The following is a 26,620-nucleotide window of genomic DNA, read 5'->3' on the forward strand; positions in this document are numbered from 1 at the left end:
GCATGGAAACCCTCAACGAACTGCTCGGCGGATTTGCCACCGCCATGACCTGGCAAAACCTGCTGTTTGCCTTCCTCGGCTGCCTCCTAGGCACCATCATCGGCGTCCTGCCCGGCGTCGGCCCCGTCGCCGGCGTGGCACTGCTCATCCCACTGACGCTCAACCTCGACCCTGCAGGGTCCATCATCATGCTGTGTGCCATTTTTTACGGCACCCAGTACGGCGGCACCATCACCAGCGTCCTCCTGAACACTCCCGGCGAAGCCTCCTCCGCCATCACCACCATCGACGGCTATGCCATGACAAGAATGGGGAGGGCTGGAGCGGCACTGACGCTGGCCGCCGTCGGCTCCTTCATCGGCGGCACCATCGCCACCGTCGGCCTGGTGGCCGCCGCCAAGCCGCTCGGTGAGATGGGCCTGCTGGTGGGACCGCCCGAATTCTTCGCGCTCATGGTGGTGGGCATCTCGCTGCTGGTCGCACTCGCCGGAAAGTCCATGGTCAAGGCCCTGATCTCCGGTGCCCTGGGCCTGCTGATCTCCATGGTGGGCATCGATCCCGTGGCCGGCGCCCCGCGCTTCACCTTCGGGATCGACAACCTCCTGGACGGCGTCAGCTTCGTTGCCGTCATCGTCGGTGTCTTCGGGCTCTCCGAGATCCTGTCCTTCCGCCGGAACGAGCCCACCCCGGTGGTGCATGCCCCCGGTTTCCGGCAGCTGTTCCCGTCACGGACGGAATGGCGCCGCAGTGCACCCGCCATGGCGCGCGGTACCGGCGTCGGCTTCGGCCTGGGCCTCATTCCCGGCATGACCGGGTCCGTGTCCTCGCTCCTTTCCTACGCCACCGAGAAGAGGTTCTCCCGGTTCCGCCACGAGCTCGGCAAGGGGGCCGTCGAAGGCGTCGCCGGTCCGGAGACCGCCAACAATGCCCACGCCAACGCTGCCCTGATTCCGCTGTTCACCCTTGGCATTCCCGCCTCGCCCACCATCGCCGTGCTGATGGGCGCGTTCCTGCAGCAGGGCCTCACCCCGGGACCCAGCCTGTTCACCGAACACTCCGAGATCGCCTGGGCCATCATCGCCAGCCTCTTCATCGGCAACATCATCCTGCTGCTGCTCAACGTCCCGCTCGTGGGGCTGTGGACTTCCATCCTCCGCGTGCCCACCCCGATCCTGACGGCAGTGATCCTCGTGTTCATGGTCATCGGGGCCTACACCATCAACTTCAGCGTCTTCGATGTCTACGTCATGATCGGCTTCGGCCTCCTTGGCCTGGCACTGCGGAACCTCGACATCCCCCTGGCGCCGATGGTGCTCACCCTGGTGCTCGGGCCGCTGATGGAACGCTCCCTGCGCGAATCGCTGGAGATCTCCCAGGGCGACTTCACCGTCTTCACCAGCCGTCCCATCTCCGCCGTCCTGATCGGCATCGGCCTGCTCATCATCTGCAGTCCGCTGCTCAAACTCCGCAAGCCCAAGGCCCTCATGGAGGACCCGGAGGCCTGACTCCCCGCCACACCCGCATTTCCCGCACCCCTTCAAAGGAGAAGAACCATGTCACGCAAGAAGCTTTTCGCCGCTGTCGCAGCTGCGTCCCTGCTCGCCCTCACCGGCTGCGGCGCCAACGCCGGAGCCAGCACTTCCGGTGCGGCTGCCGGCGACTTCCCCAAGAAAGGCAAGTCAATCGACCTGATCGTGGCCTTCTCGTCGGGCGGCGCCGTGGACACTGCCGCCCGGCTCATCCAGCCGGTCCTCGAAAAGGAACTCGGCACCAACGTTGAGGTCATCAACAAGCCCGGTGCCGGCGGCCAGATCGGCTACACGGCCCTGACCGGTGCCAAGCCGGACGGCTACACCATCGGTGCCACCGGATCCCCCTCGGTGGTGGTCTCACCCCTGGATCCGGCCCGCGGCGCGAAGTACACCAGGGACAGCTTCCAGCCGCTGGGCCGGCAGGTGATCGACCCCACCGTCATCGCCGTCCAGCCGGACAGTCCCTACAAGACGCTGAAGGACCTCCTGGAAGCGGTCAAGGCCAAGCCGAAGTCACTCACCGCCAGCACCACCGGCATCCAGACCGGCGAACACTTCGCCCTGGCCCAGATCCAGGAAAGCACCGGCTCGGAATTCGCACCCGTCCACTTCTCCGAGGGGGCCTCGCAGGCCACTACCGCGTTCCTGGGCAAGCACGTTGACGTCCTGGTGGCCAACGTCAGCGACGTGAACGACCTCAGCAAGCAGGGCAAGGCACGTGTGCTGGGCGTCATGTCCGGGGACCGCGCCCCCTCGCTGCCGGAGATCCCCACGTTCAAGGAGTCCGGCTACGACCTGACCGCGGGGACGGCCCGCGGCTACTCCGCCCCCGCCGGCCTCCCGGCTGACGTGGCCAAGAAGCTCGAAGCCGCCATCGAGAAGGCCATCGAAGACCCCGCAGTGGTGCAGAAGATGAAGGACCTGGGCCTGCAGACCAGCTACCTCAACGGCACCGACTACCAGAAGTTCTGGGCAGACCAGGAGGGCGACTTCAAGAAGGTCCTTCCGCTGGTCCAGAAAAAAGACTGACCTCCACCCCTAAGGAAAGACCATGACAACTCCAGCCATCGACACCAGTGCCGACTTCGCCCGCCCCGACCAGGGCATCGTGGACCGGCTCGCCAAGCTGCCCGCCGCCAACATTGGCGACGCCATGGACCGGCTCGGCGTCGCGGACTCCGCCATCCAGGCCGTCTGGCCCGGGGCGAGGCTCGCCGGACCGGCGTTCACCGTGTGGACGCGTCCCGGAGACAACAAGGGCATCCACGCCGCCCTGCAGCTGGCTCGTCCAGGTGACGTCATTGTGGTCGCCGGCGGCGCCGATCAATCCCGCGCCCTCCTTGGTGAACTGATCGGGGAGCGTGCCATCAACCTTGGCGTCGCGGGTTTTGCGCTGGACGGAGCAGCGCGCGACGCCGAGGCGCTGGGCGAGATCGGCATGCCCGTCTTCGCCAGGGCTACTTCGCCCGCCGGTCCCTACAAGGACGGCCCCTTCAGGCTGGGAACCGCCGTCGCCTTCGGCGGCGTCCCGGTCCTGCCCGGCGATGTCATCGTTGGTGACTCCGACGGGGTGGTGGTCATCCCCCGGGACCAGGCCGCCGCCGTCGCCGAAGCCGCCGAAGCAGTCTTCGCTGACGAAACAAACCGACGCCAGGCAATCGTCGCCGCCCGCAACTGAACCGCACCACCACCAGATCGTCACGAGAAGGAACTGAGCAAACCATGACAGCCTGCACCGTCATCGGCCTCGGCGAAGCCGGAGCCACCTACGCCGCAGCGCTCGCAGCTGCGGGCCACCAGGTCACCGGGTTCGACCCCCTGGCACCTACGACTCCGGATGGCGTCACCCGGGCGTCCACCACGGCCGAAGCATGCACGGGGGCTGACATCGTCCTGGTGATGACCGGCGCCGCCGCCGCACGCAGCGTGGCACAGGAATGCCTGCCGGTCCTTGGCGCCGGCAGCGTCTACGCCGACTTCACATCATCCTCCCCGGGCGTCATGCAGGAACTTGGACAGCTTCCCAGCAAAGCCGGCTTTGCCGACGTCGCCATCCTTGGACCCGTCTCCGCGCTGGGGGAAAAGACCCCGCTCATGGTGAGCGGTCCAGGAGCCCAGGCCGTTGCGGACCTGCTGCGACCCCTCGGCGTGCAGGTGGAAATCGCCGACGGCGAGCCTGGGGCGGCGATGGCCCACAAGCTGCTCCGCAGCGTCCTCATGAAGGGCCTGGCGTCCGTGGTGGTTGAAGCGGTCACGGCCGGGAAGGCAGCCGGCCTGGAGGACTGGATCCGGGCCCAGATCACGAACCAGCTGGCGGGCGACGGCCAGGCTGTCATCGACAGGTTCCTCACCGGAAGCGCCAAGCACGCCGTCCGCCGCTCCAAGGAGATGCAGGACACCGCAAGCTACCTCTCGGACCTCGGCGTCCCGGCAGAGATGACCACCGCCTCCGCCGCCGCCCTTGCCCGCATGGCCCAGGCGACGGAACCTGCCTTGCGCTGACAGCGCAGCAGGGCACAATCAGGAACGGGAAATACGTGATTTCAACAGCAAACGGCATTCGGCCGACAGGAGCAGCAGCATGATCGGCATCTGGGCACTCGGCGCCTACCTTGCGGTCATCCTTCTCTGGACTACGGCCATCAAGCGCAGCGTGGGTGAGGCCATGATCCTGGGCTTCCTGGTGGTGCTTCCGTTCACCGGTGCCGCCGCGGCGCAGGTTGGCTGGGCGGCGCTCTATTCGGCAGCGACCGACGAGATCGTCTACGCCACCATGGCGTTCGTCTTCATGGGCTACCTGCTGGATAAGGGCGGCGTCCTGGACCGGCTGATCGACCTGCTCAATTCGCTCATCGGGGGTGTCAAGGGCGGGCCGGCCTGGGTCTCCACCGTTGCCTCGGCCGGCCTGGGCGGAGTGGTCCACAACCAGGCCGCCATCGCCGCCACCGTCGGCTCGGTGACCATCCCCTGGATGGAGAAGTCCAAGCTCGACAAGCCGGCGGCCGCAACCCTCGTGGCCGGCAATGCGGGAATGGGCATTACCTTCCCGTTCAGCGCCTCCATGTTCGTCCTGGTCGGTTCGGCCACGGTGGGTCCCCTGTTGAACATCAACGCCCTTGTCCTGCCCCTGCTCTTCGGCGGCCTGTGGTGCTTCCTGCACAGGCTCATCGTCACCTGGCTGCTGATCAGGAAGAGCGGCATGGCACCGCTGGATCCTGCCCACCGGATGTCCGTCCGGGCCGCCTTCGGCCAAGGCTGGGCCACCCTCCTGCTGTTCGTCGTCGTCGCCATCCCCCTGGCGATCACCTCCGGGTTCCTCACCTCCACCCTCTCCGACTGGACCGGCGGGGACGTCAGCAAGTCCGTCAGCGTGATCGTCTGGATCCCGGTTGTCCTGCTCATCACCGGCGCACTGTTGGGCCGGAGGCAACTGCCCCGCACCGGCCGCGGGTGGAACGACCTGTTGAAGAGCTCGGCACCGCGCTTTGGAATCGTCGGGGTGACGGTGTTGTTCGCGTTCGCGGGAGCAAATGCGTTGGCCGCTACCGGCCTGCCCAAGCAGATGACGGCGCTGCTGAACGGAATGAACCTGCCGCTCTGGCTCCTCGCCATCCTGATCGGGTTGATCGTCGTCGCCGTCGCAGCCCCGCTGTCCGCCACGGCAACGATGGCCGCCGTGGGAACGGTCGGCGTCGCAGCCCTTGTCGCCGCGGGTGTCCCGGCCACCACCGCGGCTGTTGCCGTCCTGGTGTTCTCCTCCTGCGAGGCGGCGGTCCCGCCCGGGGGTGCACCGCTCTATGTTGCCTGCGGCATCGCGGACGTCAACCCCATCAAGACCTTTGCCCGCCTGCTCACCCACTATGCGCTGCCCCTGCTGGTCATCGGCGTGCTGATCATCCTCGGCGTCCTGCCCATCTAAGGAAAACCATGCAAACACCCCGAAGGATCACCGAAATCGTCTTCGCCGCCACCCTCGCAGCACTCCTGGTCGGAGGCGTCCTGTTCGTCGCCGGCCAGGCCGTGGGCCTTGTGGCCGGGCAAAACGCCTGGCTCGAGTTCTTCAATGCATCCATCAAGCCGGTTATCTGCATCGCGGCGTCCGTGTGCGCCGTGGCCGGTTTCCTGCTCAGCTATGGACGTCCGAGGAAGCCGTCGCAGCATCAGCAGGAAGCCAACGCCCGATGACCGGAGACCAAACCTATCCGCAGTTCGCCGAGCTCCTCGGCAGGGCGGCCGAACTGTCGGGCACCTCCTGGGGACTCTTTTCGGAGGCGACGCGGGGAACCCCGTCCTTCACCACCCCGGACACGATCCTGGAGGCCCGGCACAGCATCAGGAGCGGGACCGTGTTCGGCCTGGACTACCCGGCAGATGCCTTTGACCCCGGGATGTCACTCAAGCGCGGCGCGCCCCGGCACACCATCTACTCCTCGCATCCCGCCCACCGTGACGACTACCTGGACGGTTACTACCTCCAGGGATCCAGCCAGATCGACGGGCTCCGGCACCGGCGGGCGGATGATGTTGGCTTCTACAACGGCACGGCGGATGAGCTCATCACCGAGGGCACGCCGGACCTTGGCATCCAGGAATGGGCGGAGCAGCCAATCGCCGGACGAGGGGTCCTGGTGGACCTGGCGGGGTACCGGGACGGCACCGGCGAACCGATCGACCACGCCGGCGGGGAGCCACTCACCCTGGACCTGATCCATGCAGCCCTGGCGGCTCAGTCGGTCAGCACCCGGCCCGGTGACGTCCTCCTGCTCCACACCGGATGGTGCGAGTGGTTCGTTGCCCTGGATCCGGACGAGAAGCAGAGCCTCCGTGAGAGCCGGAAGGCAACGGGCGTGGCGCAGTCGCAGGAGTTCGTGGCCTGGGCTTGGGACAGCCGGTTTGCCGTCGTCGCCGCCGACACCTTCGCCGTGGAATGCCTCCCCGCCGTCCCGGACAGCCCCTACCGGGAATCCGCCTTCAACGACCACGGCATGATGCACCAGCAGCTCCTGGCCAAGCTCGGCATGCCGCTCGGGGAGCTGTGGCGGCTCGGGCCCCTGGCGCGGCACATGCGCAGCACGGCCACGTGGGATGCCTTCATCACCATCAAGCCGCTGAACATCACCGGGGGCACCGGATCGCCGGCCAACGCAACCGCCATCATGTGAGCTGAGGCCGCACCCGCGTCACGCGGGGCACGCTCTTGGGCAGCGCACGACGGCGGCCCCCCGGGTTTCCGGGGCTTCCCCACCTATGGTGGGCCGAAAGCGTGCCGTGCGTGACGCCGTCGTACGCGTTACTAGGGAAGCCGCGACGGCCGGAGGAAACTTGACTCCCCGGCCCGGCCCGGATCCAGCGGCACTGGACTGACCAGCACGGCGGGCCCCCGGTGCAGGAACCCGCCGGTCACGGCCCGGCACCGGATGCCGCCGCGGCCCCGCATGGCCGGGTGGGCGCCCGGGGCGAGCATCCCGTCCATCCACGCGCAGGGCTGGGCATGCCGGCCGCCGTGCAGGGTCACCGAAGAACCGCCAGACTCCAGCGCAAAATCCTGCCCCAGCAGCGGCGCCAACTGCGCCCCGCGGAGCACCACGTTCCGCCGGGTCAGCAGGGGATCGAACGGCTGCGAGCCCAGCTCGGCGGCGATCGCCTCAAGGGATTCGACGGCGAACAGCGTCACCGCGGCGTCCATGTGGGCGGCCTTGCCGAAGAACCGGTCGCCCACGAGGCCCTTCCCGGCCACCACCTCAGCCTGCGCAGCATCTTCGGTGGGAACATCGGCGGCACCGTCCCGGGCACGGCCGAAGTAGGCGTGCGCGGGAGACACCAGCAGGTGCAGGATCTCGACGTCGTACCGGAAGCTTTCAGCCATACCGCCAGCGTATGCCGTTCACCGCAATCCGGCCGCCCGGTGGAAAGATCAGACCCATGGATACCTCACCAGCCGCAGCCCGGGTTCTGCCCGCCAGGCACAGGACCGTTCTCTTCTGGGCGTCGGTGGCCTGTGCCGCCGCCCTGATGGTGGTTCCCGCGTGGATGCTTGCCGGCAATCCCGCGGTCCTGGGCGGACACCCCCTGCTGCCGGGCATCCTGCTGGCTGCTGCTGCAGCGGGTGTCCTCTGGGCCATCCTGCTGTGGCTGCGCCGTGACGTTCCGCGGCCCCGCTCCCGTGTCCGGACCGTGGGCGCCTGGGCGGGCAGGATCGCCGTGTTGGCGCTCGCAGGTGGCCTGGCCTGGCTTAGCCCCTTCGCCTACCAGCCGGGCCAGGCAGCGGAGGCGGGCCCGACGTCGGACCTCGCCGTCACCGAGTCAGCCACCGCCATCACCATGTCACCGGAGGGCAGGACTGCCACCAGGGGATTGGTTTTCTACCCGGGTGCCCGGGTGGACGCCAAGGCGTACCAGGACATCCTGGCCCCCGCCGTGGGGGCCGGGTACCGGGTGGTCATCCTGAAGGAACCGCTGGGGCTCAGCCTGCTGGACGGGAGCCAGGCCAGGAGCGCCATGGCCGACAACCCGGACATCAGGACGTGGGCGGTGGGCGGCCACTCGCTCGGCGGGGTATCAGCGTCGTCCTTCGCCCTGGCCAACACCGATGTCAGCGGGCTGGTTCTCTACGCTTCCTACCCGATCGAATCCCTGCGCGGGCGGACCGGCCTGGCCGTCCTGTCCGTCTCCGGCAGCCAGGACGGACTCAGCACCCCCGCCAAGATCCAGGCATCCCGGGACCTCGTCCCCGTGGATACGGAGTTCGCCGCGGTCCAGGGCGGGGTGCACGCGTTCTTTGGCGACTACGGGGCACAGCCCGGCGACGGCGAACCCGGCATCAGCCGGCAGGCCGCGCAGCAGCAGATCGCGGCAGCTACTGTGTCCTTCCTTGGGCAGCTCCAGCGAAGCTAGGTTTCGACAAGCTCAACCACCGGCATGCCCGAGCACCGGCCGGCGCAACCGCCGGCGCTCAACCACCGGCACCGCCCGGATCAAGCTCCGACGTATGCCGCCAGGTGCTGCCCGGTGAGCGTGGCCCGGCCGGCCACCAGATCCGCCGGCGTACCCTCAAAAACGATCGAGCCGCCGTCGTGCCCGGCTCCCGGTCCGATGTCGATGATCCAGTCCGCGTGCGCCATGACCGCCTGATGGTGCTCGATGACGATGACGGACTTCCCGGAGTCAACCAGCCGGTCCAGCAGGCCAAGGAGCTGCTCGACGTCGGCAAGGTGCAGGCCCACCGTGGGTTCGTCCAGGATGTAGATCTCCCCGGCCTCGGCCATCTGCGAGGCGAGCTTGAGCCGCTGGCGCTCGCCGCCGGACAGCGTGGTCAGTGGCTGGCCCAGGGTGATGTAGCCCAGCCCGACGTCGGCAAGCCGCTCCAGGACCTTGTGCGCCGCGGGCGTCCTGGCCTCGCCGTCGGCAAAGTACGCCAGCGCCGCGTCCACGGACAGGTCCAGGACGTCGGCGATATTCTTCCCGCCCAGGGTGTACTCCAGGACGGCGGCCTGGAACCGGCGGCCCTCACATTCCTCGCAGGTGGACTCCACCGTGGCCATGACGCCGAGTTCGGTGAAGATCACGCCGGCTCCATTGCAGGTGGGGCAGGCGCCCTCGGAGTTTGAGCTGAACAGTGCGGGCTTGACCCCGTTGGCCTTGGCGAAGGCTTTGCGGATCGGTTCCAGCAGCCCGGTGTAGGTGGCCGGATTGCTGCGCCGGGACCCCTTGATGGCGCCCTGGTCAATGACGATCACCCCGTCACGCTTCGCCAGTGAGCCGTGGATCAGGGAGCTCTTGCCGGACCCCGCCACACCCGTCACCACGCACAGCACGCCCAGGGGCACGTCGACGTCCACGTCGCGCAGGTTGTTGGTGGAGGCGCCGCGCACCTCCAGCGCGCCCCGGGCCGCCCGGACGGAGTCCTTCAGCCGGGACTTGTCACCCAGGTGCCGCCCGGTGATGGTGCCGCTGGCACGCAACCCGTCGACGTCGCCCTCGTAGACGATCTCGCCGCCGCCGGCGCCGGCGCCCGGACCGAGGTCGACGACGTGGTCGGCGATCGCGATCATCTCCGGTTTGTGCTCCACCACCAGGACGGTGTTGCCTTTGTCCCGCAGCTGCAGCAGGAGCGTGTTCATCCGCTCGATGTCGTGCGGGTGCAGGCCGATGCTGGGCTCGTCGAAGACATAGGTGACGTCGGTGAGGGATGAGCCCAGGTGCCGGATCATCTTGGTCCGTTGTGCCTCGCCGCCGGACAGGGTGCCGGCCGGGCGGTCCAGCGACAGGTAGCCCAGGCCGATCTCCGCGAAGGAGTCCAGGAGGTCCCGCAGCCCGGCGAGCAGCGGGCGCACCGTGGGCTCGTCCAGGCCGCGGATCCACTGCGCGAGGTCGCTGATCTGCATGGTGCACAGGTCCGCGATGTTCTTGCCGTTGATCCGCGAGTCGAGCACCTCCGGCGTGAGGCGCGTGCCGCCGCAGTCCGGGCAGGTGGCGAACGTGACCGCCCGCTCCACGAACCGCTTCACGTGCGGCTGCATGGCCTCCACGTCCTTGGACAGCATGGACTTCTGGATCTTGGGGATGATGCCTTCGAAGGTGAGGTTGACGCCCTCCACCTTGATCTTGGTGGGCTCGGCGTACAGCATCGTGTCCAACTGCTTCGCCGTGAACGCTGCGATCGGTTTGTCCATGGGCAGGCCCATGCCCTCGAACAGCCGGCCGTACCAGCCGTCCATGGAGTAGCCCGGGACGGTGAGGGCGCCCTCGGCCAGGGACTTCGAATCGTCGTACAGGGCGGTCCGGTCGATGTCGCTGACGTTGCCCATGCCCTCGCACCTCGGGCACATGCCGCCCAGGTAGGTCACCTGGCGGACCACGCTCTTTTCCACCCGGCCGCCCTTTTCGGTGCTCATGACGCCGCTGGCCTTGCGGGTGGGCACGTTGAAGGAAAAGGCAGTGGGCGGCCCGACGTAGGGCTGGCCCAGCCGGCTGAACAGGATCCGCAGCATGGCGTTGGCATCCGTGGCGGTACCCACAGTGGACCGCGGGTTGGCGCCCATCCGCTCCTGGTCCACGATGATCGCCGTCGTCAGCCCCTCCAGCCGGTCCACATCCGGCCGGGCGAGGCTGGGCATGAAGCCTTGCACGAACGCACTGTAGGTCTCGTTGATCATGCGCTGCGATTCGGCGGCGATGGTGGCGAATACCAGGGAGCTCTTGCCCGACCCGGATACTCCCGTGAACGCGGTGAGCCGCCGCTTGGGCAGCTCAAGGCTGACGTCCTTGAGGTTGTTTTCCCGTGCGCCCTGCACCCGGATGAGGTCGTGGCTGTCGGCCAGATGCATTCCGGTGTGCCCGGGGTCGGTGCTGGTGTCGGTGCTCAAGGTGTCCCCCTGTGTCCTGGGCGGCACTGCGGGGAGGCTGCGCTGGCAGCCTCCCGCGGCGTCGTCCGTTATATACGTTGCTGGTTATATGCCTAAGGCTGCTGGTTGATGCGCACGGTGTTGCCCGCCGGGTCGCGGAAGGCGCAGTCGCGGATTCCGTAGGGCTGGTCGATGGGTTCCTGGACGACGTCAGCCCCGGTGGCTTCGACCTTGGCGAACGCCGCATCCACGTCCGGGGACGAGAGGACGATCGTGGCGTAGGTGCCTTTGGCCATCATTTCGGCGATGGTGCGGCGCTCGTCGTCGGTGATGCCGGGGTCCACCGCCGGCGGATGCAGGACGATGGAAACGTCCTTCTGGCCGGCAGGTCCCACGGTGATCCACCGCATGGTGCCCCTGCCAACGTCGTTGCGGATTTCGAAGCCCAGGGCGTCGCGGTAGAACGCCAGCGAGGCGTCAGGATCGGTGGCGGGAAGGAAGGTTGAGGAAATGTTGATGTCCATGGCAGTCATGCTAGTAACGGCTCAGGGGCTGGCGCTTCTCTATTCCTGACCGGTCTGGTGACCTGCTTCGCCACGCATGCGGGGATCCCCGCCGTCGAGTGCGCCGCCTCCTGCTTGTAGACGCTGGGCGGCATCCCCACCAGTTCGCTGAAGCGGGTGCTGAACGTCCCCAGCGAGGAACAGCCGACGGCGAAGCACACGTCCGTCACGCTGAGGTTCCCCATGCGGAGAAGCGCCATGGCGCGTTCAATGCGGCGGGTCATGAGGTAGCTGTAGGGGGATTCCCCGTAGGCGAGCTTGAATCGGCGGCTGAAGTGGCCGGCGGACATGTGCACGTCCCTGGCGAGGGATTCGACGTCCAGCGGCTGCGCGTACTCCCGGTCCATCCGGTCCTTGACGCGGCGGAGTTGGGTGAGTTCCCGGAGGTAGGGATCGGCGGCTGGACTGCTGGTCACAGCTCCGATCGTGCTACGCCGCGGTGGTCTTGTCCACCCTCCGCGGCGGAGGGGAACCGGGCGTCAAAAGTGCCCCGGGGTGCGGGGTATGATTATGCCGCCGGCCAGCGTATGAGGTCCTCGCCCGAACAGGGCTTGAGGCAACGCAGAGCTGGATGTGGGCGGTCCTGCGGGGCCGGCACGCGGCGAAACCAAACCTTGATTCACCATCTTGAGCCCTGCCCGGATACTGCGCAGGCACCACCTTGGAAGGACGCCATGGAACTGCTGTGGGAAATTGCCGGCTGGGCAGGCGCGGTTGCGATACTCAGTGCGTACCTGGCCGTTTCCATGGGCTGGCTGAAGGCGGGCAAAGGCTTCCAGGCGGCCAACCTGTTCGGTTCCGTTGCCTTCATCATCAACGGAACCCTGCACGGGGCATGGCCGTCCGTCGTCACGAACGTGGCCTGGTTCCTGATCTCCGCGGTGGCGCTGGTCCGGATGCGGCAGGAAGACCCCGGCCCCTCCCTCGAACCGGCGCAGGTCCAGTACCCGGGGATTCCCGACGGCACCGGCCAGCTCGCTGTGGTGGAAGCCCTTACCGGGTCCCTGCCGGTCATCCCGTCGGTACATCCCGCCGGGGACGGAGCGCGGCTGGCGCTGTAGGCGCATCGGGTGCGTACACGATCGTCCATATAGCCGCGCGTTTTTGCCATGGTCACCGCCCGCGGCCACTTCATAGCCTTGGGGGGTGACCAACGAACTTACCCGGCCGGGCAGGATTGTGCTGCCCAATGCGCCGCAGGACCAGCAGCACATCCTTGATGCGGGCGGCGTGGCCTGCTGGCGCGAACCCGTCCTTATCGACACCTACGCGCCAGGGGAGCCGGACCGGTATCCGCTGTTCCTTGACCGGAGGGTGTACCAGGGTTCCAGCGGCAAGGTGTACCCCATGCCCTTCATCGACAGGATCGATCCGGTGAAGAAGCCCAGGCTGTGGCAGGCCATCCACTTGGAAAACCAGTACGTCCGCCTGATGCTGCTGCCCGAAATCGGCGGCCGCATCCACGTGGGATATGACAAAACCGCAGGCTACGACTTCTTCTACCGGAACAACGTGATCAAGCCCGGGCTGGTGGGACTGGCCGGGCCCTGGATCTCCGGCGGGGTGGAATTCAACTGGCCCCAGCACCACCGGCCCGGCACGTTCCTGCCGGTGGAAACCGCCGTGGAGCATGCCGGCGACGGCAGCGTCACCGCCTGGCACACGGACCTGGACCCGTTGCAGCGGATGCGCGGAACCCATGGCGTCCGCCTCCGGCCAGGCAGTTCGCTGGTCGAGGTGGAGGCCCGGCTCCACAACCGCACTGACGAGCCCCAAACCTTCCTGTGGTGGGCGAACGCCGCCGCCCGCGTGCACGGGAACTACCAGTCCTTCTTCCCCACCGACGTGTCCCACGTGGCGGACCATGCGCGTCGCGCCATCACGGCCTTCCCCCTCGCCGACCGGCCCTACTACGGCGTGGACTACCCCGCGCTCGCCGGACAGCACGCAACCCCGGATGCCGACCGGCTCGATTTCTACGCCAACATCCCCGTCCCTACGTCCTACATGGTCACAGACACGGCTGACAGCTTCTTCGGCGGATACGACCACGACGCCGAAGCCGGCTTCGTCCATTGGGCGGACCGCAGCATTGCGCCGGGCAAGAAACAGTGGACGTGGGGGAACGGTTCCGTGGGCAAGACCTGGGACAAGCATCTAACGGACGACGACGGCCCGTACGTCGAGCTGATGGCCGGCATCTTTACCGACAACCAGCCGGACTTCAGCTACCTCGCCCCCGGCGAGACGCGCACCTTCAGCCAGTACTGGTACCCCATCCGGCACATCGGCCCGGCGCACCAGGCGAACCTGGAGGCCGCCGTCGCGCTTTCCCTTGACGACGCCGGCCGGACCGCCACGGTGGGTGTTGCCGGCACGGGCCATACGGAAAATGCCACGGTGGTCCTGGCCCTGCACTGCGAAACCCTCCACACGTGGACCGCCGGACTGTCCCCGGACCGGCCCTTCACCGCCACGGTTCAGCTGCCCGCCCCGGCCAAGGAAACGGACCTCACCCTCCGCGTCATGGACGGCGCCAGGGAACTCATTAGCTGGACCCCACGGCAACCAACGGACCGTCCCGCGGAGCCCTGGGCAGCCACCGAACCCGCGCCTCCGCGGGAGATCGAAAGCCCTGACGAGCTCCATGTCACCGCGACCCACCTGGCCCAAAACCGGCACCCCACCAGGAGGCCCCAGCCTTACCTTGAGGAGATGCTCCGCCGGGACCCCGGGGATTCCCGCGCCGCAACCGCCCTTGCCGCCACCCAGTACCGGACCGGGGCCTATGCCGGGGCCCGGAAACTCCTTGAAACCGCCCTGGACCGGCTGACCGGCCGCAACCTGAACCCTCCCAGCGGGGAGGCAAGCTACCGGCTGGGCCTGGTCCTGGAACGAACGGGCCGGCTCGATGAGGCCCGTGAACGCTTCGGGAAGGCCGCCTGGGACAGGGCCTGGGCGCACCCTGCCCGCCTGGCCTTGGCCCGGCTGGCCCTCCGGGAAGGTGAGCCGGCCACCGGGCTCCGCCATGCCGATGCCGCGCTGGCCTTGGAATCAACCAGCCCGGAAGCCAGGCATCTCCGCTACCTGGCCCTGGAAAACCTGGGCCGCACGGCTGACAGCGCCCGGCTGCTGCAGGACATCCTGGCCGCGGATCCACTCGATCCCGTGGCCCTCGCGCTCGCCGGAACCCTTGACGTCGCAGACCCCAAGACCGGCCTGGCCGTCGCCTGCTGGCTGGCCCGCGCAGGCCAGTGGCAGCTCGCCCTGGACCTGACCGAGAGCGCGCCGCCTGCAGGTGCTGATCCGGCCTTCGGCAATTCCGCGCCCCTCCGCCACTACCTGCGCGCCGGGTGGCTGGAAGAACTGCTGGACCCGCAGGAGGCCGCCGCGCAACGGGCAAAGGCGCGGCGGGCGGACACCACCCACGCCTTCCCGTACGGCCTGGACGAGTTCGATGCGCTGCACCGGGCCCTCGAAGCCGACCCGCGTGATCCCGTGGCGCACGGGCTGCTGGGTTGCTGGCTGCTTGACGCGGAACGGACCAAGGATGCGCTGGGCCACCTGCAGAAAGCGATGATCCACGGGTCCACCGATCCCGTGGTGTGGCGCAATGCTGCGCTGGCCACGGTTAATACCGGTGGCGACCCCGCCGCCGCTGATGCGTATTTTGCCCGGGCCCTGGAACTAAGCCCGGATGACGCGCGGCTCGTCTTCGAACGGTCCGTCCTGTCGGAGCTCCGCGGGCTGCCTGCGAAGGAGCGGCTCGCCGCCATCGAACAGCATGGACCGGCCGTCCTGGCGCGGGATGATCTTGCCGTGCTCTACGCCAACCTGCTGACCGACGTGGGGCGGCCGCAGGACGCCCTGACGCTCCTGGGATCCCGCACGTTCCAGCCGTTCGAGGGGGGCGAGGGCCTGGTGCTCGCCGCGTACGACCGGGCAGTTGTGCAGCATGCGCGGACGTTGATGGAGCAGGACCCGACGGCGGCCGCCACCTTGCTGCGCACGGGCATCGAAGCGCCCGCGAACCTGGGCGAAGGCCGGCATCCGCGGGACAGCATGGCTGAACGCTCCGTGGCCCTCGGCGATGCGCTGGAACGTTCCGGGGACACTCAGGCTGCGGTGGAGGCCTGGACTCGGGCCTGCCGGCAGGCTGGCCCCCTGGCCGTCGACCCCGGCCCGGCCGGCCCGGCCGACTACTGGCGCGGCGTCGCCATGTCCCGCCTGGGCAGGGGTGGCGACGCCGAAGACGTATGGCGCCGGCTGGAGGAACGGGCCGACGAACTGGAAGCAGCCCCCGCCGCGCCCGACTACTTCGCTACGTCGCTGCCGGAACTGTTGCTGTTCGCCACCGATACCGCGGCGTCCCGCCGCACGGCGGCTGCATCACTCCGGGAGTTAGCCGGGCGGGGCCGCCTGCTGACCCGCAGCCCGCAGCTGGAAGGAACCGGTGCCCTGTGACGGAAGCACCCCGCTATCTCGGGTCCGGCACGGTGCTGGGCGACACGCGCTCCCTGACGGGCGCACCGCCGTCGCACCTTCCGCCCCGCCTGGCCATCAGCCTCTGGGACTTCTCCTGGTACACCCGCGCCGAGGCGGACGGACCCTACGCGGACCTGGACGCCGCCTGCGCACGGGCTGCCGGGCTCGGATACAACGCCGTCCGCATCTGCGCTGCGCCGCTGCTGCTCCATGGCGGGCTGGGGCTGGAGGCGCTCGCGGAGGACCTAATGATCGAAGGACTGGGAACGGCGCCCGACGGCGGGATATACGGCAGGGGGACACGCTGGTATGACGTTCCCGGCGGGTACCGGATTAACCTGCGGACCCGGCTCCTGGACCTGTTCGAGGCCGCCGCACGGCACGGGCTGGTGGTGATCCTGGCCAGCTGGGAGTACCAGCAGTCACCCGCCTTTGCAGAATCGCCGGAATGGTTCGAAGCCATCGACGCCGTCCCGCTGGAAGACCGGTACCGTGTCCTGGCCGACGCCTGGGACCGGCTGATCGGCGAGGTGTCAGATGCCGGGCACCGGGACCGCATCGCCATGGTGGAACTGCACAACGAGGTGGACTTCTCCATCCTCCCGGCGCTCGCCAACGGCAGTGGTGAGGTGGAGCGGCTGCGCTCGCTGCATCCGGACCTGTTGATCACGGCCAGCTACGGCAAGCCGCCGCACCTTGCCATGCATACCCTGCCCGGTGGCCTGGGCGCGGCGCAGTTCCACGTGTACAGCTACGGGGTGCTGGACGCCCTCCAGGAGCAGATCGACATCCGTTCCGAAGGGAGCCGCGGGTTTCCCAACCTGGCACTGCGGGCTTTGCTGAAGCCTGGTGCTCCGTCGGTTGCGGAGTATGGCCGCCTGGCCGAATGGAAGTACCGAGCCACCGTGGTCACCGGCCAGATGATCTACGGCTACGACTGGATCGATCCCGATGCGTGGGACACCTGGCTGTACAACGAATACGGGCCCTACCGGGAAGTGATGCGGCGCGAGATTGAATCGCGGGTGACCGCCATCGCCGCGTGGGCCCGCTGGAAGGACGTTCCTGCGGTGGTGGCCGAGGGCTGGATCGGCTACACACCGCTGCTGGGCACCTTCGAGGAGGGGCCGGTGGGCCGCGACCTCGCCGAACACGGCATCCGCACCGCCCTGGAGCGCGGCGTGTGGGGCATGGTGCTGTGCTCCAACGCTGCGCCGCACCACCCCCTGTGGGCTGACGAAGACTGGCAGCGCCGCATGAACCACCTGATCCGTACCGCACCCGTGACCTGAAAGACGCCGCCATGCCCTCCCCGAACACGGCCCTTGACCTCCTGACCGCCACCCACCGGCCGCACAGCAATGCCTTGTTGCGGCCGGCCATGAGCAACACCGAGGATCCGCACGGCAGGTGGCGGGTCACCAACCACTACCTGGAGTGTGGCGGACGCCCGGCCATCCCGGTCTCCGGGGAAATCCACTTCAGCCGGCTGCCCAGGAACCGCTGGGAGGACAGGCTCCGCCTGATGAAAGCCGGCGGTATCACCGTGGTGGCCTGCTACGTCTTCTGGATCCACCACGAGCCGGTGGAAGGTGATCCGCGCTTTGACGGCAACCTCGACGTCGCGGCGTTCGTCCGGCTCTGTGCTGCGCTGGACCTGGACGTCGTCCTGCGCATCGGGCCCTGGGCCCACGGCGAGGTCCGCAACGGCGGCTTTCCGGACTGGGTCCAGGCGGCCCCCGTCCGCCACCGCACCAATGATCCCGCCTACCTGGCCATGGTGGAGCGCTGGTACAACCGGCTGGGGGCCGAACTGCGCGGCTTGTGCGGGCCGGACAGCAACGTGATTGGCATCCAGTTGGAAAACGAGCTCTACGACCAGCCGGCCCATCTTTCCAGGTTGAAGGAGCTGGCCCGGGCGGCCGGGCTCAGCGCCCCCCTCTGGACCGCGACCGCGTGGGGCGGGGCGGACCTCCCCGAGGCCGACGTGCTGCCGGTCTTCGGCGGTTACGGGGACGGATTCTGGGTGGATGCCGGCGCGCCGTGGGATCCGACGTTCCGCCAGCACTACTTCTTCAGCCACCAGTGGGACGATCCCGGCATCGGGGCCGACCTCCGCGAACACCTGTCGGGAAGCGATGCCGGGCCGCCCCGGTCCACCTCCGACCTTTATCCGGCGGCCACCTGCGAGCTGGCCGGCGGCATGGCCACGGCCTATCAACGGCGGCCATGGCCAAGGGACAAGGATGTGGCGGCCGTGGCCAACAACAAGATCGGCAGCGGCTCCGGCTGGCAGGGCTATTACATGTTCGCCGGCGGGACGAACCCCGCGGCCGGCCTGCAGGAGTCCCAGGCGACGGGCTACCCGAACGACCTCCCGGAATTCGATTACGACTTCCATGCGCCCATCGGCGCATCCGGCAGGCTGGCGCCGGGCTTTGCCCTGCTGCGCCGGCAGCACGCGTTCCTCGCCGCGTTCGGGGAGCTCCTGGCGCCGATGCCGTCCACCCTGCCGGACCGGGAGCCGTCCGGGGTGGAGGACACGGAGACGCTGCGCTGGGCGTTGCGCTCCGACGGGACGTCCGGCTTTGTATTCCTCACCTGGCACCAGCCGCATATACCGCTTCCGGCATATAGTGGTGCGCAGTTCCGCCTTGGCCTGGCTGATGGGCCGGTGACGGTTCCGGACGTGCCCGTCGATATCCCCGCAGGCACCATCGCCGCCTGGCCGGTGAACCTGGAGGTTGGGGGCGTCCGGTTGCTTTGGGCCACGGCGTCCGCGCTGACAGTCCTCGATCCGGGGGGATCGCCGATGCTGGTGCTCGCCGCAGAAGCGGACATCGAACCGCGGCTGTGCCTGCCGGCGGGAACGGTCCTGGAAGGCGAGGCTGCTCCGCTCGGCGGGAATACCTGGGCTGTCCGCCCCTCCCTGGCTCCGTTGACGGCGAGGTGTTCCGGTGGTTCCCTGAAGATCCTGGTCCTCCCTGCTTCCTTGGCGGACCAGGCGTGGGTGCTGGAGACGCCGCGCGGCCGGGAGCTGGTGCTGTCCGCCGAACCGGTCTGGATGGACGCCGGCGGCTTGCTGGCGGGCCGCTCGCTGGGCGTGCCCTTGGTCCGGCGGTATGCAAGCGAAACCGGGCGGTTTGAAGCTGTGCCTGCCGCGGTGCAGCTGAGGGCATCTGCCCGCCGCGACGTTCCCCTGGTGCCGGTCCGCGCTGCTGCCGCCATTCCGGCGTCCTTCGGCTCGCTGGCGGGCCGGGCTGCCGCGCCGGGCCGGGAAGCGATGGCGGAGCTCTCCGCGGAGTACAGGCTTGAACTTCCGACGACGGACGTCGCCACCGGCGGTGCGCCCACCGAGCTGGAGGTCACCTGGGCGGGTGACGTTGCCCGGCTGCTCGTGGACGGCCGGGTGGTGGCCGACCGCTTCTGGGACGGATCGGCGTGGGTCATCGACACCGGCGATGCCGGCATCCGCGCCGGCTCGAAAGTCTTGCTCCAGGTCCTGCCGCTTTCCAAGGATGCAGAGGTGGGGCTGCCCGCCGCGGCCCAGCGCCTGCGGGACGCCACATCGGGGGACTTGCTTGCCGTTGAAAGGGTGCAGCTGGTGTGCTGGTCCGATTGGCGGGAAGACCTGGGCCGAGCCCTCCCGCCGTCGTAGTATGGACGTTTCGTGACGGAGGGGACGGAAGTGGAACGGGCGCATGGATTCCAGAACCAGCGGCTGGTTGTGGTTCCCCGGCCCCTGGTCCTCGAAGCCCTCCACCGTCCCATCACCCGGCGCCTGATAGTCACCGACGCAGGATTGTTTCCCGCCGCCGCGGACCACGGCCGCTACCGGCCGCAAGGTGCGGACGAAACGATCGTCATCCTCTGCGTTGACGGGCGCGGGTGGGTGGAAACCGCCGGTGCGCGGACCGACGTTGGCAAGGGGACCGCCGTCGTCCTTCCCGGCGGTACGGGTGAGGCCCATGCGTACGGTGCTGCCGCGGATGATCCATGGACGATCTGGTGGTGCCACGTCCGCGGAACGGATGCGGCGGAGCTGGTTGAGGGCGCCGGGGTCCGGCCGGGCCGGTGCATTGTTCCGGTGGTGGCGGCAGACCGGCTGACGGCGATGCTGGATGAGATCATCAGCGCCCTGGAGAAGGACCAGTCTCCCACCCGCCTGATGGCCACGGCAGGGACGGCGTGGAAGCTGCTGGCCACGTTGGCCGTGGACCGCCGCGTTCCGGAGAAGGGGACGCCGCTGCAGCAGGCCATGAACTACCTGGAGGAGCGGGCGGACGGTGCCATCCGGCTGGCTGACCTGGCCGCGCTGGTGGGTGTTTCGTCGTCGCACCTAAGCAAGCTGTTCCGGCAGGCGACCGGCGGGGGAGTGCTGGCACACCACACGGCCCTGAAAATGGCGCGGGCGCGGCACCTGCTGGATACCACGGACCTGACTATCGCGCAGGTGGGCCGCGAGGTGGGGCTGCAGGACCAGTTCTACTTCTCCCGCCAGTTCCGCAGGCTGCACGGGGTCAGCCCCAGCGCGTACAGGGCGGAGCGGAAGGGGTAAGGCAGCCTGCACCTTGCTGGATCCGGGGACGCCGGAGAAACTGAAGGCATCCAATGGCCCAAGCACCAGCAGCACCAAGGAGCGCCCGTGAGCGAACAGAACGTTGCCCCGTCACCTACGCCGGCCAAGGGTGTGGTGCTGATTACCGGAACGTCCACGGGGATAGGCCTTGCCACTGCGGTGGAGGCCGCGCGGGCTGGCTGGACCACCATTGCCACCATGCGCGACCTGCAGCGCGCGGACGCGCTTCGGGCCGCGGCCGATGAGGCAGAAGTATCCCTGGACATTCGTCGGCTTGACGTCACGGACACGGCGGACATCGACCGTGAGATTGCGTACTGCATCAGTTCCTACGGCCGGCTGGACGTTCTGGTCAACAACGCCGGAAGTGCGGCGGTGGGTACGGTGGAAATGCTGGGCATGGAGGATTTCCGCAGCGCCATGGAAGTCAACTTCTTTGGCGTGGTGGCCCTGACCCGCGCCGCCCTGCCGCACCTGCGTGAGAGCGGCGGACGCGTCGTAACCATCAGTTCGGTGGGCGGCATAGTGGGCCAGCCCTTCAACGAAGCCTATTGCGCCGCCAAATTCGCCGTTGAAGGATTCCTGGAAAGCCTGCAACCCGTGGCACGGACCGTTGGCGTCGGGGTGCACGTCATTGAACCCGGTGCGGTGTCAAGCAACTTCGTGGCGAACGCCGGGATCGATGTCCCCGCCCTGCTGGAAACGGCCGGCTCCTACACCCCTGCCATCTCGGCCTACCTGGAACGAACCAGCGCACAGTTCGCCAGCAGCAGCGCGCAGCAACCGGCGGATGTTGCAGCGGTGGTGCTGGCCACCATGGAGGGCGCTGAGCCCGCCTTCCGGATCCAGACCTCGTCCTGGGCGCACGACTTCGTGGCCACCAAACTGGCCGACCTGGACGGCAGCCGGGTCACCGGCCTGACCGCGGGCTGGGTGGCTGCCCCACAAGGGTGACTTGTTTCGTTCGCCCGGCCCCCTGCTAGGGCTGTTCGAAGGTTGCCACTATTCGGGCCCGCGCTACGGCGTGGGTAAAGAGGTTGAAACCGAGGTAGGCAGGGCTGGCATCGGCCGGAATGTCCAGTTGTTCGACGTCAACGGCGTGAACGACGACGTGATAGTGGTGCACGCCGTGCCCCGGCGGGGGAGCAGCCCCCACAAAACCGCGCATGCCGGCGTCGTTGGCCAACTGCACGGCGCCGGCCGGCAACCCGGAATCCGCCGCACCCGAGGGCAAGGTCGTGGTGGATACCGGAAGATTAAACGCCGCCCAGTGCCAGAACCCGCTGCCGGTGGGAGCGTCGGGGTCGAATACGGTGACCGCGAAGCTGCGGGTTTCCGGAGGGTATCCTTCCCAAGCGAGCTGGGGGGACTGGTCTTTGCCTCCCTGAATTCCCATTTTGCCGCTCGCTTGCGCAACAGGAAGCGTCTCGCCGTCGGAAATGTCTGTGCTGGACAGCGTGAACTCTGGAAGTTGAGGCAGGCGGGAATAAGGGTCCTGTTCGAGCTTCATGTGTCTCCTGTCGCACTAATTCAGTGGTGTTTCATCAGTATGCTTAGGGCCCCGCGATAGGGCAAGCTGTGGCTCATTTGATGTTCAGTGTTCCGTGCATGTCGGAGTGGTAGGTGCAGTGGTAGGTGTAGGTGCCCGGCTTTGCCGGGGCGGTGAAGGTTGTCCTGGTCCCGGCTTTGACGACTGCATCGAAGGATCCGTCGTCCGCGGTCACGGTGTGGGCCACGTTGTCCATGTTCATCACTGTCACCGTCGATCCTGCCGGGACACTGTCCGCGCCGGTGTATGCGAATGATTTGATGTGGATCGTCCTCTCGGCCGCCGTCCCGGCGGAGCCGCTTGAGGTGCCAGTGGCCCCTCCCATTGACGACGGTGTTGTCGATGCCATTGGGGAGGCGCCCATGTTCATGCCTGGATCCATGGAGGCGCTGGCGGACCCGGCCACTGTTGACGACGCCGGCGACGAACCTGTGCCGCTGCTGGTGGTTCCGCACGCGCTGGCCCCGATGATCGTCGCTGCGCCTATCAGGGTCAGGGTGAGGCGTTGGCTGGTCTTGATGGTCTTCATGGAGTTGGCCTTTGGGATCGGCATCGGAAGGCCCGGGACCGAGGCCGACCGTGAGCGGGCGGGCGGTGCTGGCATCAGGATGCGGGGTGGCTGGAGGTGAGGTGTGCGTATACGACGGTGTTGTCCAGGTATTCCCTCGTGGCGGGGTTGTAGCCGCCGCAAGTGATGAGCCGGACTTCGGGGCGGTCCGCGTTTTGGTAGACCTCGATCGTGGGGAACGTGGCTTTGCGGTAGACATCGACCTTGTCCACGGTGAACACGGCAGCTGTGTGGTCTGCGCGGGTGATGGTGATGTCCTGGCCCGGGGAGACTTCGTGAAGCCGGTAGAACAGCCCGACATCGCTGTTGGTGGCGTTCACGTGGCCAAGGATTATCGCGGACCCCGTTTGGCCGGGAGTGGGTGAGTCCTGGTACCAGCCGCCGGGAGAGCCGGGTTCACCGGTGGGGGTCTGGATCTCGCCGTTCGCCTGCTTGCCCAGCGGGATCAGGCCTGCATCGACCCCGATGGAGGGGACCTGGACCCGGACCGGGACGGAGGCCGGCAGGGCGGCGTCCGGCGGCGCAGGAAGCGTTGTCCGCAGGGTCGAGCCGGTCGCTGCCGGATCCACAGCCGCCTGCGACGCAGCCGGCGTCTGAATGGTCGGGTCGGGAGACGGTGCCGTAGCCGTCACCCTGCTCGTTGGAGAGGGGCTGGGTGGGGCGGCGTGCAGGCCCAGGCCGATGGTGGTGATGCCGCCGGCCAGGAGCAGCGCGGCCGCCGCGGAAGCAATAAAGCGTCCGCGGCGGCTGCTCGCTTCAGATCCCATCAGAGCCCTGAAATTCCGTCTGCCTTCTCAGGCCTTAGGCTGCGATCTTCTTGCGGAGGGCGTATGCTCCGCCGGCTGCCAGGACGAGGCCGCCACCGGCGGCGAGGAGGCCCAGGTCCGGGCCGGCCGGGGCCGGGGCGGTGATGCCGGTGCCCGGGGCGCCGGCAGGCATTGCCTTCAGCGTCCCGCAGAGGGCCGGCGAGGTAGCGGCCAGGGGCAGGGACGGGACCAGATCGCTGGGTTCTTTTTGCGCGGCGGCGGGCAGCGTTGCCGGGTCCAGGCCATGGACGACGACGACGGCGGTCCCGGCCTTGAGTGAATCAGCAGTCTTCGCGTCCAGCGTGAAGGTCCGGTTGTAGGTGTAGGAGGCGCCCATCCCGGCGACCTTCAGGTCGGTCCCGGCAGCGGGGCTGGTGTCACCGCTGGTAGACAAGGTGGCACCGATCCCGCCGTAGAAGGGGGCGCCTTCGGTGGTGCTGATAACGCCGTCCTTGCTGGTATCAGCTGACATGTCCGGGCAAGTTCCCTTGGCACCGATATGGATGTGCTGGACGTGCGGGTAGGGGCTGCCGTTGAACATCGCAGCGAGACCGGAAACCTTCTCTGTCACGGTGGCCTGGTCGCCGTTGACGGTGATCATGACGGTTCCAGAGGCATTACTGCCGTTGATAGCTGCGAGGTTTGCCTGGTACATCGTGTTGTCTGCGGCGAGGGCCGGGCTGGTGGAGAGCGCGAGGGCGCCCAGGGCCAGGACCGGGGCAATCAGGAAAGCGGATTTCTTCATGACGTGTTTCCTTCGTTGACAGTGAACGCTCCCCTGATGGGCACGCCCATGACTGTGACTTCAGCAATTCGTTGTGGCCCAGATCACGGATTGGTCACTGCCGGGAAACTCTTCTCCCCAACAGGCGGCCATGGAGTTCCTGCCGGGGAATGCGGTGCTATTCGGACCAGCAGGCAAGTACTGTCGTCGCCACCTGGTACGCGAACGCGGCCCGCGTGACTCGGTTTGGTCCCACTGATTCCGGCAGCGCCGCCGCGTCCACGGTCAACACAAAGTTGTCTTTCGTGAAAACGGCAGAGGCGGGCGTTTGGAATGCCGGGAATCCGAGGTTGGCCAATCCTTCGATCGGTGCGGACGCCGGTGTGGTCTGCTGCAGGTCCTGAAAGCCGGCTCGGGCGGTATCCGGGTCCGCTGCTTCTTTGACCGAAAGTACGAGGGGCCCGGCGGGAAGTGCGTAGGTGCAGGTGTAGATTTTGTCCGCCCAGGAGGCCGTGGTCCCTGGAACGGAGGGAAGGGCCAGGATCCGGCTGATATTGCCCCGGGTTTCGTCCCCGCAGACCATCAACGCAGCCGCCGATGGCCCACCAGCGTCCGCAGCGGGAATATCGGAGGGCGCTGCGGCTGCTGAGGAGCTTGCCCCGGCTGAGGCAGCTGCCGACGTACCTGGACCAGGCACGGGATTACCCGGGCCCGCACCGCATCCTGTCAACGCGAACATCGACACGGCTGCAACCACCGTCATCATAGGACGGCGTGAGGGCGATGGTGGCGCCTTGGTTAGTCGTCGCGTCACGAGAACGCCCCTCCAAAAGGTTCTGGCCGATACGGTATCGCCCTTGCAACTGGTGATTCGTCCCCGCCGCCTCCGCGGACGGGTCCCCGGCCGGTGGCCCGAGCGGCCATCCTTTACGGATGGGGTCTCGAATCATTGGTATGAACTATTACAGCCCGGCGGCTCAGGAACGCGTCAAAGACGCCGCTTATGATGCGCTGGAGAAAGTCCTGACCGGCATGTTCGAACCACTGAGCAGACAAGCTCTCACCCTACGGTGGAACCAGGCAGTTGAAGCCATGGCCAAACATCTTGAAGCAGCAGACGACGGTTCCGAATAGTCGCACGAGTTGTGCATCCGGCGTTCTACGGGGCAACCATTGAGCCCGGCTTGTGACGCCACTGCAATAGGATCGCGGCCGGTAAAGACGATCGCCACCCTGAATCTTCTGACTCAACCGGTTTCGTTACAACGCCAGGGTGGGCGGTTCTAGATGTCGGCGATGGCCGGAGCGTTGCGAAAGTGGCCTACGGCGATCAGGACCGCCCCGGCAGCGGCCCAGCCGGCCAGTACGAGCCACGGGAACGCGGTGGCAGCATCGGGGAAGTAGGAGAGGTCGCGCAGAAGCGTCCCGGAGGCGCCGGGGACCAGCCATTGGCCGACGTCACCCCATGGTGCGGGGAGGAACTCCTTGGGTTGGGTCAGTGAGGAAAGTGGATTCCCGATGAAGAGGGTGATGATCGCACCAATCGCGATGCCGGGCTGCCCGATGAGTGCATTGAGGCCCACGATGATGGCGGCCGTTGCAACGATTCCCAGTCCGATCGCGCCTGCATTCGTCCAGTAGCTGCCTTGGAGGGTGTGGAACCAGGCCTGCAGGATTCCGGCGAGCCCAGCTCCTGCGATAACGCCGTAGGCGAGGATCGCCCCGAGTCGTCGCCATGTCCCCGAGACGAGGAGCGAAATGAGCGCGCCCCCGATCATGCCGCCCATCGCCAGTGGGAGGCCTGCAACGGCAAGTCCGGTGCCGCGCGCGTCGTCAGGCGAAAGGGGTACGACGTCGGTCATGGTTACCTGGGGGACCGTGACCGGTGCGCCTTGCTGGGCCTGCCCCGTTTGGCCACCCTGCGCCTTCGCTGCCGCCTGGGTGAGGGCTTCCTGCAGCTTGGCGATTGCCTGGCTCTGGATCTGGGCCTGCATCTGGGCGCCCACCTGGGTCAGTGCCTGCGATGCGACCGGGCTGCCTGCGCTGGCGACGAGGATCTCCGGTGAAGCACCCAGGACAATCGCGCCGTACACCTCGCGCTGTTCGATGAGCTTTACAGCCTCATCGCGGCTTGAAGCCGTGCGCACGTTGAGGCTCCCGGCGGGAGCCTTGGCGGTGATTTGGGAAATCTGGTCTGGGCTTCCCACCGCCGCGATGGGAAGGTTCTGGACCTTTGCCGTGACGCTCGGCCAGGAGAAGGCCAGCAGGACGATGCAGACGGCAGCTGCGGCGAGCAAGGCGGTGCGCAGCGCGTGCGGCCATGGGGTGTGAGTGCCCGACGTGGGGTCCTGCCGGTGGCCGGGAGCCTGGCTGCGTTCAATGAGTGTGGACATGGAGTTGCTGCCCTTCGAGGTGCAAAGGTGAAAAAGAATGTTTGTTCTTCATTTTGGATCTACCGGGCTGAATCGTC

At 67.7% G+C, this 26,620-nt stretch carries 26 protein-coding genes; 16 read left to right on the forward strand and 10 right to left on the reverse strand.

Translation table 11 applies throughout. The features are described 5' to 3' along the window. Positions 1–2: 2 nt before the first annotated feature. The 7 genes from ACFVVC_RS12245 (at position 3) to ACFVVC_RS12275 (ending at position 6,694) form a co-directional block, all read left to right on the forward strand. Entirely contained in the window at positions 3–1,505 is a 1,503-nt protein-coding gene (locus ACFVVC_RS12245) for a tripartite tricarboxylate transporter permease (RefSeq protein ID WP_387453296.1), read from the forward strand. Between the two features lie 48 nt (positions 1,506–1,553). After that, complete coding sequence (locus ACFVVC_RS12250; RefSeq protein ID WP_387453299.1) at positions 1,554–2,561, forward strand: tripartite tricarboxylate transporter substrate binding protein; 1,008 nt, start codon at positions 1,554–1,556, stop codon at positions 2,559–2,561. Positions 2,562–2,583: 22 nt separating this feature from the next. Continuing rightward, entirely contained in the window at positions 2,584–3,210 is a 627-nt protein-coding gene (locus tag ACFVVC_RS12255) for a methyltransferase (protein WP_387453302.1), read from the forward strand. A gap of 44 nt (positions 3,211–3,254) precedes the next feature. Further along, on the forward strand, positions 3,255–4,034 hold the full coding sequence (locus ACFVVC_RS12260) for a DUF1932 domain-containing protein (RefSeq protein WP_387453305.1): 780 nt from the start codon (positions 3,255–3,257) through the stop codon (positions 4,032–4,034). Positions 4,035–4,113: 79 nt separating this feature from the next. Then, positions 4,114–5,451, forward strand: coding sequence for a TRAP transporter large permease subunit (locus ACFVVC_RS12265; protein ID WP_387453308.1), 1,338 nt, complete (start codon positions 4,114–4,116; stop codon positions 5,449–5,451). Between the two features lie 8 nt (positions 5,452–5,459). Continuing rightward, positions 5,460–5,717, forward strand: coding sequence for a hypothetical protein (locus tag ACFVVC_RS12270; protein WP_387453311.1), 258 nt, complete (start codon positions 5,460–5,462; stop codon positions 5,715–5,717). Further along, on the forward strand, positions 5,714–6,694 hold the full coding sequence (locus ACFVVC_RS12275; RefSeq protein ID WP_387453314.1) for a cyclase family protein: 981 nt from the start codon (positions 5,714–5,716) through the stop codon (positions 6,692–6,694). The genes ACFVVC_RS12270 and ACFVVC_RS12275 overlap by 4 nt, the downstream gene beginning before the upstream one ends. 131 nt (positions 6,695–6,825) lie before the next feature. Here the strand turns inward: ACFVVC_RS12275 and ACFVVC_RS12280 are convergent, their stop codons facing one another. Then, positions 6,826–7,398, reverse strand: a complete 573-nt coding sequence (locus ACFVVC_RS12280; RefSeq protein WP_387453317.1) for an MOSC domain-containing protein — start codon at positions 7,396–7,398, stop codon at positions 6,826–6,828. 56 nt (positions 7,399–7,454) lie between these two features. On the opposite strand from ACFVVC_RS12280, the gene ACFVVC_RS12285 reads away from it, so the two are divergent. Then, the gene (locus tag ACFVVC_RS12285) at positions 7,455–8,426 is read left to right on the forward strand and encodes an alpha/beta hydrolase (protein WP_387453320.1); all 972 of its coding nucleotides are present in this window, start codon (positions 7,455–7,457) and stop codon (positions 8,424–8,426) included. Between the two features lie 80 nt (positions 8,427–8,506). On the opposite strand, the gene ACFVVC_RS12290 is transcribed toward ACFVVC_RS12285, so the two are convergent. The 3 genes from ACFVVC_RS12290 to ACFVVC_RS12300 all read right to left on the reverse strand — a co-directional run bounded on the left by ACFVVC_RS12290 (position 8,507) and on the right by ACFVVC_RS12300 (position 11,855). Beyond that, a complete protein-coding gene (locus tag ACFVVC_RS12290) occupies positions 8,507–10,897 on the reverse strand; it encodes an ATP-binding cassette domain-containing protein (protein ID WP_387453323.1) in 2,391 nt (796 codons plus the stop codon). 92 nt (positions 10,898–10,989) lie between these two features. Then, positions 10,990–11,409, reverse strand: coding sequence for a VOC family protein (locus tag ACFVVC_RS12295; protein ID WP_109044183.1), 420 nt, complete (start codon positions 11,407–11,409; stop codon positions 10,990–10,992). Continuing rightward, positions 11,406–11,855, reverse strand: a complete 450-nt coding sequence (locus ACFVVC_RS12300) for a helix-turn-helix transcriptional regulator (protein WP_387453326.1) — start codon at positions 11,853–11,855, stop codon at positions 11,406–11,408. The genes ACFVVC_RS12295 and ACFVVC_RS12300 overlap by 4 nt, the downstream gene beginning before the upstream one ends. Before the next feature lie 258 nt (positions 11,856–12,113). On the opposite strand from ACFVVC_RS12300, the gene ACFVVC_RS12305 reads away from it, so the two are divergent. The 6 genes from ACFVVC_RS12305 (at position 12,114) to ACFVVC_RS12330 (ending at position 21,457) form a co-directional block, all read left to right on the forward strand. Further along, complete coding sequence (locus tag ACFVVC_RS12305) at positions 12,114–12,500, forward strand: hypothetical protein (protein WP_387453329.1); 387 nt, start codon at positions 12,114–12,116, stop codon at positions 12,498–12,500. Between the two features lie 85 nt (positions 12,501–12,585). After that, the gene (locus ACFVVC_RS12310; RefSeq protein ID WP_387453332.1) at positions 12,586–15,903 is read left to right on the forward strand and encodes a DUF5107 domain-containing protein; all 3,318 of its coding nucleotides are present in this window, start codon (positions 12,586–12,588) and stop codon (positions 15,901–15,903) included. Further along, positions 15,900–17,216 (forward strand): cellulase-like family protein, encoded by a 1,317-nt coding sequence (locus ACFVVC_RS12315; protein ID WP_387453335.1) that lies wholly within the window; start codon positions 15,900–15,902, stop codon positions 17,214–17,216. The genes ACFVVC_RS12310 and ACFVVC_RS12315 overlap by 4 nt, the downstream gene beginning before the upstream one ends. Positions 17,217–17,227: 11 nt before the next feature. Beyond that, positions 17,228–19,582 carry a beta-galactosidase gene (locus ACFVVC_RS12320; RefSeq protein WP_387453338.1) on the forward strand — a complete coding sequence of 785 codons (2,355 nt, stop codon included), beginning with the start codon at positions 17,228–17,230 and terminating at the stop codon, positions 19,580–19,582. Positions 19,583–19,594: 12 nt separating this feature from the next. Further along, positions 19,595–20,482 (forward strand): AraC family transcriptional regulator, encoded by an 888-nt coding sequence (locus ACFVVC_RS12325; RefSeq protein WP_387453341.1) that lies wholly within the window; start codon positions 19,595–19,597, stop codon positions 20,480–20,482. 87 nt (positions 20,483–20,569) lie between these two features. Beyond that, positions 20,570–21,457 carry an SDR family NAD(P)-dependent oxidoreductase gene (locus ACFVVC_RS12330; RefSeq protein ID WP_387453344.1) on the forward strand — a complete coding sequence of 296 codons (888 nt, stop codon included), beginning with the start codon at positions 20,570–20,572 and terminating at the stop codon, positions 21,455–21,457. 25 nt (positions 21,458–21,482) lie between these two features. Here the strand turns inward: ACFVVC_RS12330 and ACFVVC_RS12335 are convergent, their stop codons facing one another. Both ACFVVC_RS12335 and ACFVVC_RS12340 read right to left on the reverse strand, forming a co-directional pair. After that, complete coding sequence (locus ACFVVC_RS12335) at positions 21,483–22,013, reverse strand: YbhB/YbcL family Raf kinase inhibitor-like protein (protein WP_387453346.1); 531 nt, start codon at positions 22,011–22,013, stop codon at positions 21,483–21,485. Positions 22,014–22,086: 73 nt separating this feature from the next. Next, positions 22,087–22,422 (reverse strand): cupredoxin domain-containing protein, encoded by a 336-nt coding sequence (locus ACFVVC_RS12340; RefSeq protein ID WP_387453467.1) that lies wholly within the window; start codon positions 22,420–22,422, stop codon positions 22,087–22,089. Between ACFVVC_RS12340 and ACFVVC_RS12345 the strand changes: the two genes are divergently transcribed. Beyond that, positions 22,313–22,681: a hypothetical protein gene (locus ACFVVC_RS12345; protein ID WP_387453473.1), complete on the forward strand. Its 369-nt coding sequence runs from the start codon at positions 22,313–22,315 to the stop codon at positions 22,679–22,681. The two genes, ACFVVC_RS12340 and ACFVVC_RS12345, sit on opposite strands and share 110 nt — an antisense overlap. On the opposite strand, the gene ACFVVC_RS12350 is transcribed toward ACFVVC_RS12345, so the two are convergent. From ACFVVC_RS12350 to ACFVVC_RS12360, 3 genes are all read right to left on the reverse strand, one after another. Next, the gene (locus tag ACFVVC_RS12350) at positions 22,656–23,387 is read right to left on the reverse strand and encodes a class F sortase (RefSeq protein ID WP_387453349.1); all 732 of its coding nucleotides are present in this window, start codon (positions 23,385–23,387) and stop codon (positions 22,656–22,658) included. The two genes, ACFVVC_RS12345 and ACFVVC_RS12350, sit on opposite strands and share 26 nt — an antisense overlap. Positions 23,388–23,421: 34 nt before the next feature. Next, positions 23,422–24,171 (reverse strand): hypothetical protein, encoded by a 750-nt coding sequence (locus ACFVVC_RS12355; RefSeq protein ID WP_387453352.1) that lies wholly within the window; start codon positions 24,169–24,171, stop codon positions 23,422–23,424. 157 nt (positions 24,172–24,328) lie between these two features. Continuing rightward, positions 24,329–24,847: a hypothetical protein gene (locus tag ACFVVC_RS12360; protein ID WP_387453354.1), complete on the reverse strand. Its 519-nt coding sequence runs from the start codon at positions 24,845–24,847 to the stop codon at positions 24,329–24,331. Positions 24,848–25,104: 257 nt separating this feature from the next. Here ACFVVC_RS12360 and ACFVVC_RS12365 point away from each other — a divergent pair, with 257 nt between their 5' ends. Then, positions 25,105–25,284: a hypothetical protein gene (locus tag ACFVVC_RS12365; RefSeq protein WP_285246593.1), complete on the forward strand. Its 180-nt coding sequence runs from the start codon at positions 25,105–25,107 to the stop codon at positions 25,282–25,284. A gap of 149 nt (positions 25,285–25,433) precedes the next feature. Here the strand turns inward: ACFVVC_RS12365 and ACFVVC_RS12370 are convergent, their stop codons facing one another. Beyond that, positions 25,434–26,543 (reverse strand): ABC transporter permease, encoded by a 1,110-nt coding sequence (locus ACFVVC_RS12370; RefSeq protein ID WP_387453357.1) that lies wholly within the window; start codon positions 26,541–26,543, stop codon positions 25,434–25,436. Positions 26,544–26,620 lie beyond the last annotated feature (77 nt).

Origin of the sequence: Pseudarthrobacter sp. NPDC058196 (genome assembly GCF_042882685.1) — a bacterium.
GTDB lineage: Bacteria > Actinomycetota > Actinomycetes > Actinomycetales > Micrococcaceae > Arthrobacter.